Annotated in this window: 12 protein-coding genes; 5 read left to right on the forward strand and 7 right to left on the reverse strand. The window is 60.2% G+C overall.

What is annotated here, in order from left to right:
• The first annotated feature begins 202 nt into the window (after positions 1–202).
• Both SIB92_RS01570 and SIB92_RS01575 read left to right on the forward strand, forming a co-directional pair.
• On the forward strand, positions 203–1,849 hold the full coding sequence (locus SIB92_RS01570) for a SulP family inorganic anion transporter (protein WP_412554165.1): 1,647 nt from the start codon (positions 203–205) through the stop codon (positions 1,847–1,849).
• Between the two features lie 140 nt (positions 1,850–1,989).
• Positions 1,990–2,901 carry an AEC family transporter gene (locus tag SIB92_RS01575; protein ID WP_412554166.1) on the forward strand — a complete coding sequence of 304 codons (912 nt, stop codon included), beginning with the start codon at positions 1,990–1,992 and terminating at the stop codon, positions 2,899–2,901.
• Here the strand turns inward: SIB92_RS01575 and SIB92_RS01580 are convergent.
• Together SIB92_RS01580 and SIB92_RS01585 are read right to left on the reverse strand one after the other, a co-directional pair.
• The gene (locus tag SIB92_RS01580) at positions 2,898–3,530 is read right to left on the reverse strand and encodes a CatB-related O-acetyltransferase (protein ID WP_412554167.1); all 633 of its coding nucleotides are present in this window, start codon (positions 3,528–3,530) and stop codon (positions 2,898–2,900) included. The two genes, SIB92_RS01575 and SIB92_RS01580, sit on opposite strands and share 4 nt — an antisense overlap.
• Positions 3,531–3,574: 44 nt before the next feature.
• Entirely contained in the window at positions 3,575–4,180 is a 606-nt protein-coding gene (locus SIB92_RS01585; RefSeq protein ID WP_412554168.1) for a flavin reductase family protein, read from the reverse strand.
• Positions 4,181–4,271: 91 nt separating this feature from the next.
• On the opposite strand from SIB92_RS01585, the gene SIB92_RS01590 reads away from it, so the two are divergent.
• The 3 genes from SIB92_RS01590 to SIB92_RS01600 all read left to right on the forward strand — a co-directional run bounded on the left by SIB92_RS01590 (position 4,272) and on the right by SIB92_RS01600 (position 6,530).
• Positions 4,272–4,757, forward strand: a complete 486-nt coding sequence (locus SIB92_RS01590) for a GNAT family N-acetyltransferase (protein ID WP_412554169.1) — start codon at positions 4,272–4,274, stop codon at positions 4,755–4,757.
• A 101-nt stretch (positions 4,758–4,858) separates the two neighbouring features.
• A complete protein-coding gene (locus tag SIB92_RS01595; protein ID WP_412554170.1) occupies positions 4,859–5,524 on the forward strand; it encodes an imm11 family protein in 666 nt (221 codons plus the stop codon).
• Between the two features lie 238 nt (positions 5,525–5,762).
• Positions 5,763–6,530, forward strand: coding sequence for an EcsC family protein (locus SIB92_RS01600; RefSeq protein ID WP_412554171.1), 768 nt, complete (start codon positions 5,763–5,765; stop codon positions 6,528–6,530).
• A gap of 21 nt (positions 6,531–6,551) precedes the next feature.
• Here the strand turns inward: SIB92_RS01600 and ptsP are convergent, their stop codons facing one another.
• The 5 genes from ptsP to SIB92_RS01625 form a co-directional block, all read right to left on the reverse strand.
• Positions 6,552–8,795, reverse strand: coding sequence for a phosphoenolpyruvate--protein phosphotransferase (gene ptsP / locus SIB92_RS01605; protein WP_412554172.1), 2,244 nt, complete (start codon positions 8,793–8,795; stop codon positions 6,552–6,554).
• A 323-nt stretch (positions 8,796–9,118) separates the two neighbouring features.
• Entirely contained in the window at positions 9,119–10,357 is a 1,239-nt protein-coding gene (locus SIB92_RS01610) for an aspartate kinase (protein ID WP_412554173.1), read from the reverse strand.
• Positions 10,358–10,549: 192 nt separating this feature from the next.
• Positions 10,550–11,194 carry an SDR family NAD(P)-dependent oxidoreductase gene (locus tag SIB92_RS01615; RefSeq protein ID WP_412554174.1) on the reverse strand — a complete coding sequence of 215 codons (645 nt, stop codon included), beginning with the start codon at positions 11,192–11,194 and terminating at the stop codon, positions 10,550–10,552.
• A gap of 26 nt (positions 11,195–11,220) precedes the next feature.
• On the reverse strand, positions 11,221–11,694 hold the full coding sequence (locus SIB92_RS01620) for a DUF1178 family protein (protein WP_412554175.1): 474 nt from the start codon (positions 11,692–11,694) through the stop codon (positions 11,221–11,223).
• 72 nt (positions 11,695–11,766) lie between these two features.
• A complete protein-coding gene (locus SIB92_RS01625; protein ID WP_412554176.1) occupies positions 11,767–12,249 on the reverse strand; it encodes an NUDIX hydrolase in 483 nt (160 codons plus the stop codon).
• Between the last annotated feature and the right edge of the window lie 305 nt (positions 12,250–12,554).

Raw genomic sequence — 12,554 nt, forward strand, 5'->3', positions numbered from 1 at the left:
AGGCTTGGCTGTCCAATCACGTGGGGTCAGTAATCTGTGAGGGAGAATGCCGAATTGGGCGGCAGCGAGGGCAGTGGCGCGGCGGAACGTGGTGCAAAAGCCTCTGACGGGGCGTCGGGCCAGTCGCCGCTATTGTTTGTTAAGGGCAAACCGGCTAGGGAGGCCGCAAAGCGAACACTCCCAGATTTACGCAGGTACACTCATGAGACGCGCGGCGTTGGCCATGCTGGCCAAGAATATTTCTCCTCCCAACCTTTCGATCATGCAGGACGAAGGGTTCACTCCGAACCGGATCAAGACCGAAGTGCTCTCCGGCCTGACCGTGGCGCTGGCGCTTGTGCCGGAAGCGGTGGCCTTTGCCTTTGTGGCCGGTGTGCACCCGCTGGTGGGGCTTTATGCGGCGTTTTTGGTCGGCCTGATCACCGCGTTGATTGGCGGGCGTCCGGGTATGATCTCTGGTGCCACCGGTGCGCTGGCGGTGGTGATGGTGGCCTTGGTGGCCGAACATGGCGTGGAGTATCTGTTTGCGACCGTGATCTTGATGGGGATTTTGCAGATCATCGCGGGTGCGTTGCATTGGGGCAAGTTCATCCGCCTTGTGCCGCATCCGGTGATGCTGGGCTTTGTGAACGGTCTGGCGATTGTGATTTTCCTGGCGCAGCTGACGCAGTTTAAAGATCCCGCCAACACAGATGCGTGGCTGGCAGGTCCGCAGATGGCGATGATGTTGGGCCTTGTGGCGTTGACCATGGGCATCATCTGGGGGCTGCCAAAGCTGACCAAAGCCATTCCGGCACCGTTGGCGGGCATCGGGATCACTGCGATTATCGTGATTGTGTTTGGCATCAATGTGCCAACCGTGGGCGATATGGCCTCCATCAAGGGCGGCCTGCCGAGCTTCCACATTCCGTTTGGCGAAGGCGAGGGGATCTACCCGCCTGCGCTTTTGGCGCCGTTTAACCTTGAAACGCTCTACATCATCCTGCCATACGCGGTGATCCTCGCGGCGATTGGCCTGATCGAAAGCTTGCTGACGCTTAACCTTGTGGGGGAGATGACCGGCAAGCGTGGCGGTGCGTCGCAAGAATGTATTGCACAGGGGACAGCCAACGTTGTGACCGGCTTCTTTGGCGGTATGGGCGGTTGCGCGATGATTGGTCAGTCGATGATCAACGTGAAGTCCGGCGGTCGCACGCGGATTGCAGGGATTTGCGCAGCGCTGTTTCTGTTGGCGTTTATCGTTGTAGCAAGCCCGTTGATCGAGCGTATCCCGCTGGCCGCGCTGGTGGGTGTGATGTTCATGGTGGTGATCGGCACCTTTGCCTGGAACAGCTTCCAGATCATGCGCCGCGTTCCTAAGATGGACGCCTTTGTGATTGTGCTGGTGACCGTTGTGACCGTGCTGGAAGATCTCGCGGTGGCGGTTGTGGTTGGCGTGATTGTGAGCGCGCTGGCCTATAGCTGGCAGAACGCGCGGCGTATTCACGCGAACACCCGTGAGAGTGAGAGCGATCCGGGCGCGAAGGTCTATGAGATCGAAGGCCCGCTGTTCTTTGGCTCTGCTGAGGGCTTCAGCGAGCTGTTCACTGTGGACGCCGATCCAGAGCACGTGATTGTGGACTTCGCCCGTTCCCGTGTGGTGGACCAGTCCGCGTTGCAGGCAATTGAAGCGGTGGCGGCCAAGTACGAGGCGGCAGGCAAGCAGGTTGTGCTGCGCCACCTGAGCCGGGATTGCCACGAGCTGCTGACCAAAGCAGGCAACCTGATGGTCGATAGTGACGATGATCCCGAGTATCAGATCGCGGTGGACTATCCGGTGAAGACCGGGGTGTTTGGCGGCGGGCACTAAGCTGCCTCGCAAAAAGGGTTGAGAAAGGGCTGGCCGAGGGGCTGGCCCTTTTTGGTTGTCGCGGCAAAGCGGCGAGCCGCACCTCTTGTTTCATGGCGGGAACTGGCGCAATAGGGATGGGACCACACCGGAGCGTTCCCATGACCTTCCTTGCCATTCTGATCGGGCTTTTGCCGTCGTTCCTGCTCGTGGGGTTGGGTGGCGTGCTGCGTAAACGTCTGTCGGCCAATGCCTGGCAAGGGTTGGACAAGCTCAACTTTGAGATCCTGTTTCCGGCGTTGTTGTTTGTGGCGGCAAGCCAGCGGCCTTTGGAAGTCGCTCAGGTGGTGGGCATTGCGCCTTTGGTCTGGGCGCTGTTAGCGGTGGGCTTGGTGGTGGGCTATGGCGCACGGCGGTTTGGGCCGGAGCGGTTTTTGGACTTTGCCGGAGCGTGGCAGACCGCGTGGCGGTTCAACACGGCGCTGGCGTTTATTGCGATTGCCACAACGGGGAAGGCCGATGCGGGCGTGATGGCGGTGGCAATCGGCATGGCGGTGCCGATGGCCAATGTGTTTGCGGTGAGCGCGCTGAGCCGGGGCGGCAGCTTTGGGCTGTGGGGCACAGTGAAGAAGGTAGCGCTCAATCCGTTTTTGATTGCCTCATTGGGGGGCGTTCTGGTGGGGCTGTCAGGCATGACGATCCCAGCACCAGTGCTGGCACCCCTGGAGATGCTTGCTGCGGCAGCGATCCCGATCGCCTTGATCTCGGTGGGGGCGACGATGAATTGGGGGGCGCTGGCGCGCTTGGATGCGTTCAGCGGCATTATCTGCGCCACCAAGCTCGTGGTGATGCCGGTGGCGGCGCTGGTGCTGGCGTTGGCATTGGGGCTGGAGAGCGGCGTGGCGGTGGTGCTTGTGATCTGGGCGGCCTTGCCGACCGCGAGCGCGGCACATGTGTTGGCCTCCGGGTTTGGCGCAGATCGGGAGTTGTCCGCGACATTGGTGGCGCAGACAACGTTGTTGGGGGCGGTGAGCCTGCCGGTGTGGATCACATTGGCGGAAGTGGTGTTTTAGACCGCCTTTAGGGCCGCAATGTCGCCCGCCATGATGGCCGGGATCACGCGGTCGATCTTCCCCTTGGGCCAGTCCCACCAGGCTATGTCCAAAAGCTGCGTAATGGTCGCTTCATCAAAGCGCTTTTTCACCACAGTTCCGGGATTGCCGGTGACGATGCCATAGGGGGGCACCGTGCCGCGCACCACCGCACCTGCGCCGATGATGGCACCATGGCCGATCTGCGCACCGGGCAGCACCATCGCGCCGTAGCCGAGCCAGACGTCATGGCCCACAACCGTGTCCCGCTTGTCCGGTTGGTAGTCCTCCGGCACGGTCTCACCAAAGATCGGGAAGGGATAACAACTTAGCCCGTCCATGGCGTGGTTGGCGGAGCTGGTGATGAAGCGGACGCCATGCGCGATCTGGCAAAACTTGCCGATGTGCAGCGCGCCTTGGCTGAAGGGATAGAGGTAGGGCACAAGACGCTGTGCCCAATCCTCTGGAGGGTCAAAGTCGGAGGCGTAGGTGTAGTCCCCAACTTTGATGTTGTCTTGGTCAATCACCGCAGACAGCAGCACAGTGCCTGCGTGTTTGCTGCCATCCGGCAGGGTGATCGGAAAGGCGGTTTTGGGATCGGGAAGGGGCATGTGGCCCTCCTTGTCAAATGTCCCTCGCGCCTGAGGCCCCTGACTTATTGATCGGGGCGGGCGAGGGTGAAGGTGTTGTCGACCACCGCATAATCCTTGTAGCCAAGGCGGCTGAGAGGGCGGTAGGTGGTGACGTCAAAGATACCATCCACAATGCAATTGTCGCGCAGGTGCACGCCGGTCACTTCGCCGATGGCCATAAAGTTGTTCTCTCCCAGGAGAGGCACAATCTGGGTCAGGCGGCATTCCAGCGAGGCGGGCGCACCCACAAGGCGCGGGCAGTCGATGGTGTCACATTGGGCGGCTTCCAGGCCTGCGGCCGCAAACTCGTCTTCATCCTTGCCCAGCGGTCCGGACGAGATGTTCATCGCGTCGCGAATGCTCTCCTCCACGATGTTCACGCAGAACACGCCGGTGGCGCGGATGTTGGACAGGCTGTCCTTGCCCTCGGCCTGATCGTCTTTCTTGCCGGTGGAGGCAAACATCACCTGCGGGGGATTGTCCGCAAGCGCATTGAAGAACGAATAAGGCGCAAGGTTGCGCTCGCCGTTGGCATCTTGGGTGGAGACCCAAGCGATGGGGCGCGGGCTGACGATGGCTTTGAACGGGTTGTGCGGCAGGCCGTGGCCGTCTTTGGGCTGATAGAACATCGGACTGACTCCATATTGGTTTGCAGGCAGTCGTAACGCCATGTTAGGGGCGAGGAAACCGCAAAGTTTCAGACGGGCAAGAGGCGCGCAGGTGTTTACGCTGGCAGTGGAAGCAAAGGACGATTGGTGGGAAGTGGAGGCGCTTTACGACCTCTGCTTTGCGCCGGGGCGTGAGGCCTTGTCGTCTTATCGTTTGCGCGATGGTGTGGACCCTGTGGCGGGGCTGTCGCTGACCGCGCGCGATGCCGAGGGGATTTTGGCCGGGGCGATCCGCTATTGGCCGGTGAAGATTGGCGCGGTGCAGGCGTTGCTGCTGGGGCCGGTGGCGGTGCACCCAACACACCAAGGCGAAGGCTTGGGCGGATTGTTGATCGAGGACAGTTTGCACCGCGCACAGCCTTTGGGGTGGGAACGGGTGATGCTGGTGGGTGATGCGCCGTATTACAAGCGGTTTGGCTTTGAGAAACTTGAGGGCGTGGTGATGCCGCCGCCGACCAATCCCGAGCGGGTGCTGGGCCGGGCGCTTGTAGAGGGCGCTTGGGACGGTGTTGTTGGGGATGTGGAGTGCGTGGGGTAGGTCTGCTACGCGGGCTTAGCATCCCTGCACTGTTGGCACACCAATGACCGCATTGCTGCATTCCTCAAAAGGTTATTTTCAAACGAAAAGGGTATGCAGAAATGGCTCATGAAAAAGTCTGGGACTCGTGTTTTCTTTCAGACCCTGAGGCTGGGGTTTACGTGAGCTTCCATTTACCTGGCCCTGATGGGGAGGCATGTTCCCTGGAGCAAACAGTTGATCTTGCCCAAAGGTACCGCCACGTCTCACCTGGAAACATTCCAAATTCACCGCAAGATATCCGTGTCGAGGAATACCCAGATTACATGTATCCCACCTATCGAGAAGGCGTTTCCCCTGATCAGATGCGGGATGTTTTCAAAGGAAAAAACGGTTTGGTGGTTATTTCCGGCGCCATGTTTGACTTACTTCAAAAGTTTAACCTCGGGGCCACACGACTAAAGGCCATTCCTTTAAGAGAGATTGATCAAGCGACGCCTGTTGATGGGCGCTGGTACTTCGTACATTTCCGGGAAAACCGAAATTGCTTGGTGCCGGAAAAATCGACCGGCGTGGAGCCCACCCATAACGACCATCGCTGGCGAATTGAAACTGACGAAAAGTATCGGCTGTGTGTCGATCCAAGCTCGGCGGGCGACTTGGACCTGTGGCGCGATAGCCGTGCGACCGATGTGGTGTTCCTCACTGACAGATTGAAGGAAGCCATCGAAGAAGCGGGTCTTGTGATCAAGGGTGACAGCAAATTTCGCGAGTGCTTTTTAGATTGAATGGGCGCTTCATCATTGCAGGTCGGGTCAAAGGTCAGTCAAAAAGCTCCGCTTGATTGCGCAAGGCCAGCCAATTTGGCGCTGAACGAACATCAGAAACTGTGAGGGGCGATAGGCATTAGGGGCTCGTTGCTGACTTTGGTCATCTCGTGCTGATCAAACAATTGCCTAGGCACATTTGAATGGGGTTGCCTCTCTGTGTGGTTGAACCAGCGGCCAATCACCCCATCTCTTACCCATGACCCAAATCGAAATTTTGCCGGACGTTCCGGACCAAGACATTGACGTAAATTCTGAACTAGACGCGCTGGCCAAGCGTTATGGCGGGGCCAGTGGGCTGGGTATGAAAGTGCTTGGCGTGTTGGGCATGCCGGTGTCGGGCTTGCTCAAGAGCCTGCCAGGTGAGGTGCAGGACGGGCTCGGTGGGGCCACGGAGGTGGCTTTGATGCAGGCCGTCAAGTGGGCCGATGGCAGCCGGGGCCTGGTGAAAGATCAGCCGGATTGGATCAACGCGTCCATCACAGCCGCGCTGGGCGCGGCGGGCGGGGCTGGGGGCGTGACGTCTTCGCTGGCGGAACTGCCGATCACGGTGACGGTGCTGTTGCGCGCCATTCAAGGCGTGGCGGTGCAATATGGGTTTGATCCCAGCCATGAGAGCGTGCGGTTTGATTGCGTGCGCGTGTTGGCCGCGAATGGGCCGTTTGAGGAAGATCGCGGCGCGGATTTGGCGATGTTGGAGCAGCGGGCCGGATTGGCGATGGGTGGCACCAAATGGATCAGCACGGTGATTGTGCCTAAACTGGCACCGGTTTTGGGGCAAAAGCTGGCGGCGCAGATGGTGCCGGTGATTGGCGCGGCGGCGGGGGCGGCGACGAATTATGCCTACACCAGCTACTATCAGGACATCGCGCATGTGCATTTTGGCCTACGCAAGCTGGCGGTGGAGGCGGACGTGTCGCCGGAGGTGCTGGTCGACGGGATGCGCAAGCGGTTGGGGAAAGAGTAGCCGGGCTAACGGCCACTTCCATCACCCGCTGTTGCGCAGGTACTCCATCACGTCGGGGCGCACGGATTGCTCGCCACGTTCGCGTGCGGCGTGGATCACACGGCGCAGCTCTCCCAGGTCAACCCGACGGATCAGACTTTTCACCGGGCCAATGGAGGCTGGACGCATCGACAGGTTGCGCAGGCCCATGGCGGCGAGGCAGACGGCTTCAATCGGGCGGCCCGCGTCTTCGCCGCAGAAGCTGAGCGGTGTGCCAGTGTCGATGCAGCGGTTCACGATGCCTTCCAGGAAGGTCAGGAAGCTGACGTTGAGCGTGTCATAGCGGCGGCGCACCCGTTCGTTTTCGCGGTCTGCGGCAAAAAAGAACTGTTTCAGATCGTTGCCGCCAATGGAGAGGAAGTCCACGTCTTCGTAGAATTTCTTGGGGGCAAACCCCAAAGACGGGGTTTCCAGCATGGCGCCGACTTCGATTTCCGACGGCAGAACGTGGCCGAGGATTTTCTCGCGCTCGATGGCTTTGTCCACTTCGGCGCGGGCGGATTTGTATTCTTCATATTGAGCGATAAAGGGGAACATGACCGTCAGTGGCCGACCATTGGCGGCGCGCAGGAGCGCTTGCAGCTGCATGCGCATCACGCCGGGTTTGTCTAGGGCCACGCGCACCGCGCGCCAGCCAAGCGCCGGGTTGGGCTCGTCTTGTGGCGCCATGTAGGGCAGGACTTTGTCAGAGCCGATGTCGAGTGTGCGGAAGACCACGCGTTTGCCGTCTGCGGCGTCCATCACTCGGGCATAAAGCTGCGCCAGCTCGGTGCGTTTGGGCATTTGGTTGCGGATCAGGAATTGCAGCTCGGTGCGGAACAGACCTACGCCTTCGGCACCGGAAGAGGCCAACGATGGCAAGTCGGCCATGAGGCCCGCGTTCATGGTGAGATGCACCACCGCGCCGTCACGGCTTTTGGCTTCTTTGTCGCGGATGCTGGCGTAGCGTTCCTGCGCCTTGGCGGCCATGGCGATCTTGTCGCGGAAGGCGGTCACAACAGTGTCGTCGGGACGCAGGTGCACGATGCCCTGATCGCCGTCGACCATGATGTGGTCGCCGTTGAGCGCCTCGGTGGTGATTTTGTCGGCGTGGATCACCAAAGGGATCGCCAAGGCGCGCGCCACGATGGCGGCGTGGCTGCCGACGGAGCCCTCTTCCAGCACGATGCCTTTGAGCTTGCGTCCATATTCCAGCAATTCACCGGGGCCGATGTTGCGGGCAATCAGGATCGGGTCAGAAGGCATGTCCGCGCCGGTCTCGCTGCCTTGGCCGGTTAGAATGCGCAGCAGGCGGTTGGACAGATCATCCAGGTCATGCAGGCGCTCGCGTAGATATTGGTCGGTGACCTGTTCCATGCGGGCGCGGGCGGTGGATTGTTCTTTCTCCACAGCCGCTTCCGCAGACAAGCCGCGCGCGATGTCCTGCTCCATGCGCTTCATCCAGCCTTTGGAGTTGGCAAACATGCGGTAGGCTTCAAGCACTTCCAGCTGTTCTTTGTCACCGCGTTTGGCGCCGTCGAGCATTTTGTCGACGCCAACACGCAACTCTTCGACCGCCTCGTTCAGGCGGGTGAGTTCGATGTCAGGATCATCCGCCACGGGGTTGGTGACCACAACGCGGGGTTCATGCAGCCAGACGTGGCCTTCGGAGGCACCTTCTTGACCAGACGTGCCGCGGAACAGCTCGGATTGCTGGTGCAAAGCGCTCATGGCGGCGCCTTCGCCGACAAACGCCCCGAGTTCGGTCATCTCGGCCAACACCATGGCGACCACTTCCAACGCGTAGACTTCATCAGCGGAGTAGCCGCGTTTGTCCTTGGACTGGACCACCAGCACGCCGAGATTGTCGCCAAGGCGCTGCACGGGTACGCCGCAGAAGCTGGAGTAAATCTCCTCGCCGGTTTCCGGCATATAGCGGAAGCCCTTGGCGCTGGGCGCGTCGTCTGTGTTCACCACTTTGGAGGTGCGGGCCACGCGGCCGACAAGGCCTTCGCCGACGCGCATGCGGGTCTGGTGCACGGCGGCTGCGTTCAAACCTTCGGTGGCGCAGAGTTCCAGCGTGTCTTCATCGCGAAACAGGTAGATCGAGCACACCTCTGTGCCCATCGAGGAGGCAATGAGATGGGTGATTTTGTCCAAGCGCTCCTGACCGGCGCTGTCTTCGGCCAAGGCATCGCGCAGGCGCCCCAAAAGTTTGCGGCTCTCGGTTTCGGTTTTTTGCACCATGGTGAGGTGTGGTCCTTGTCACTACTCGGGGCCGAATAGATCACAACAATCGTGGAATCAAAACGGTTTATGCGGATGTCTTGGTGGCAATAATACGCCGCGTTGCAGCGATCTTTGTGAAGAAAATTCGAAAACTGGGGTGAGCGGGTTGTTTGGCAGGGGATTGCTTGCTTGTGCTGCCTTGCTGCGGTGTAGCAAAGCCTGGCTGCGAATTGGGTGGTGTGCTGTCAAAAGTGGCGATATGCCGCAAAACAGGGCGGCTTGTGTCTGAAAAGAAAAACGCGCGACCCTTGGGGCCGCGCGTTGGCAATTTGCAGTGTGGCTTAGGCCACTTTTTCCAGTTCAAAGGCGTCGTGCAGCGCCTGCACCGCCAGTTCCATGTACTTGCGATCAATCAGCACGGAGATCTTGATCTCCGAGGTGGTGATGACTTTGATGTTCACACCTTCGTCAGACAGGACCTTGAACATCTTAGCCGCGACGCCGGATTGGGAGCGCATACCGATGCCCACAACGGAGACTTTGGAAACGTCTTCGTCGATCACCAATTCGGCAAAGTTCAGGCCGCCGGAGGTTTTGAGCTCGTCCAGCGCGGTTTCCGCGCGTTTCACCTGATCTGTCGGCAGGGAGTAGGTCATGTCTGTGCGGCCATCTTCCGAGATGTTCTGCACAATCATGTCGACGTTCACGCCTGCATCAGACAAGCAGCCAAAGATGATGGAGGCGATGCCCGGGCGGTCGGCCACGGACAGCAGGGTCATTTTGGCTTCGTCGCGGGAGTAGGCCACACCGGCCACAACATTTGATTCCATGATTTCCTCCTCATCGCAGACCAGCGTGCCGGCCTCGTCGGATTGTTCTTCAAAAGAGCTGAGCACGCGCAGTTTCACTTTATAGCGCATGGCGAGCTCGACAGAGCGTGTTTGCAGGACCTTGGCGCCCAGAGAGGCCAGTTCCAGCATTTCTTCAAAGGCGATTTTATCCAGCTTGCGCGCTTTGGAGCAGATGCGCGGGTCGGTGGTGTAGACGCCGTCCACATCGGTGTAGATGTCACAGCGTTCCGCATCAAAGGCGGCGGCAAATGCCACTGCCGTGGTGTCGGAGCCGCCACGGCCGAGCGTGGTGATACGGCCTTCCTCGGAAATACCCTGGAAGCCGGCGACCACGGCGACGCGCATGCCTTCGCCAAATTTGGCGTTGATGTTGTCGGTCGGGATCTCTTCGATCCGGGCCTGGCTGTGCGCAGAGGAGGTTTTAAGCGGCACTTGCCAGCCCTGCCAGCTGCGCGCGGGCACATCCATTTCCTGCAGGGTCAGCGCCATCAGGCCAGCGGTGACGTTTTCGCCTGAGCTGACCACCGCGTCATACTCGCGGGCATCGTAAAGCGGCGAGGTTTCGTCCACATAGCCTACAAGTTTGTTGGTTTCACCAGACATGGCGGAGACAATGACAATCACGTCATAGCCTTTGGCCACCTCAACCCCGACGCGTTTGGCGGCGCGGCGGATGCGGTCCAGGTTGGCGACAGAGGTGCCGCCGAATTTCATCACAAGTACGGGCATGGCGCGTCCTTAGTTCGTAAGTCGCAGGCGGTTTACGCGCTTGGGGCCGTCGAGGCAAGGCAGATTGGCGCGGCAGGGCTGCGCATGTGGCGGTGGTGCAAGGCTTGGCAGCAAAGGGGGAGGAGGGGCCAGCCCCTCCGGCACAGAAGATGTGCCGCCTCCCCGGGATATTGGGGGACTGTGAACGCGGGGTCAGACCGGGTGCGCGCGGCCGTCCCAGGTTTCAAAGCAGCCGGTGGTCTCAAGGCTCAACGCATGGAAACGTTCGACCAGACCTGTGGCGGACTCCGCCACCGTGATGTCGCCGCCATCGCCACCCATATCGGTCTTCACCCAGCCGGGGTGATAGATGCCGACGGCGATGCCGATGTGTTTGAGGTCTTGTGCCAGATTGAGGCCGAGGTTCAGCGCGGCCGCCTTGGAGGCGCGATAGATGTAGCCGCCACCGCCAACTTTGGTGGAGGAGCCCATTTGCGACGAGATGATCGCGATTTTGGGGTTTTGGGCCAGCTGCAGGTTGGGCAGTAGGTTTTGCACGGTCAGGAACACGCCCGTGACATTGGCGGCAAAGGTTTTGGCCCAGAGGTCTGGCGCATAGCCGTCCGCGAGGTTCTGGCCTTTGTCGAGAAACACGCCGGCATTGCAGACCAGCAGGTCAATCGGTTGGGTGTCCAGCGCCTGTGCCATGGCGCGTTGGCTGTCGGCATCGGTCACGTCCAGTTTTAGGCATTCGCCGCCCGTGCGGCTGGTGCCGTTGACATGGTGGCCTTGCGCGCGCAGGGTTTGATCGAGGGCCAGTCCAATGCCGCGGTTGGCGCCGGTGATGAGGACATGCATGGGATGGCTCCTGTATGTGTGTGAGATCAGTTGGTTTTGCGGCCGATGTTAAACGGGAGTGGCGCAACGGGGACGCCGTCTTCGATCAGGGCTTTGGCCTCTTCAACTTTGGCTTCGCCATAGATGGGCCGTTCAGGGGCGTCGCCGTCATGCATGGCGCGGGCTTCGCTGGCGAAGTCTTTGCCAACATAGTCGGAATTGGCCTCGACATGGTCGCGCAGCTCTTTGAGGGCTTGTTCGGCTGGAGAGGCGGGTTGGCTCAACGGGCCGGGTGCGCTTGCGGCTTCAGGTGTCGGGGCTGGTGTGGTCTCTTGCGGTTTGGCGGCGGCGGAGCGGGCGGGGCGCACGCGCGGGGCCATCATCGCCTTCTCTACATTGGTGTCACCACAGACGGCGCAGGCCACCATGCCAGCAGCCTTGAGCTTGTCAAAGGCAGCGGCGGATTGAAACCAGCTGTCAAAGCGGTGGTCGTTGGCGCATTTCAGAGTGTAGTTGATCATTGTGCTGTGATGGTGCCCCTGTGCAGTGGCGCGAACATAGGCGTGGGGGCGGTTGGGATCAAGCGACGGGGGTTAGCCTTTGGCGGAGATTGTCGCTGTGTCAAAGCTGCGCACCAGTTTGGCGAGTTCGGGGTGCGCGATGCGTTTGGCGGCCTTTTTAGGACGCAGCCATTTGCGGGCCCGTTGGCCTGTCTCTGGATAGATACGTGCGAGCTTGTCCACTTCCAGAGGATATACCAGCACCCGAATGGTTTGGCCGCGCTTTGGGCCGCGGGTTTTGCGGTAGCGGTAGGTGCCCAGGCAATGTTTGCGCGCGCGGCCCAGAATGCCCGCTTCTTCCCAGGCTTCCTGCGCAGCGGTTTTGTGAGGCTTTAGGTCCGCCATGGGCCAGCCCTTGGGTAGCAGCCACTGACGGGTGCCGCGGGAGGTTATCAGGAGGACTTCGGCTTTTCCTTTGCGGATGCGGTAGGGCAAAGCGGCAAACTGGATCTGTTTGCCGCGTTTCTGTGCCTTGCGGATCATGCTGGCCGTGGCGGTTGGGTCAAGTAGGCCCATGTTGTCTCCAAAAGTCCGGTGCTCAGGTAGCGGCACCCTAGAAGGCGTGCCGAGGGAGGCCAAGTGGTTAGAAGGGCTTCGTTTGACAGTGTTGCGAAGTGATTTGGGATTTTGTGGGAAAGATATGGGAAATCCCGCTGGGAATTCATGGGAGCTGCATGGGAATGGCAGCGGATTTGCGCCGAATCGGTTTGGGGGTGGCGAAGGTTTGCCCTTTTGATCGGGCTGTTACGGGGCGCTCTTGACCTTCTGTGGAAAAATGTTGGGAAAACTTGGGAAAAAGTTTGGCGCCCAAGGGTGTGCTG

This window comes from Shimia sp. MIT1388 (assembly GCF_047124445.1).
Taxonomy (GTDB): Bacteria; Pseudomonadota; Alphaproteobacteria; order Rhodobacterales; family Rhodobacteraceae; genus Shimia.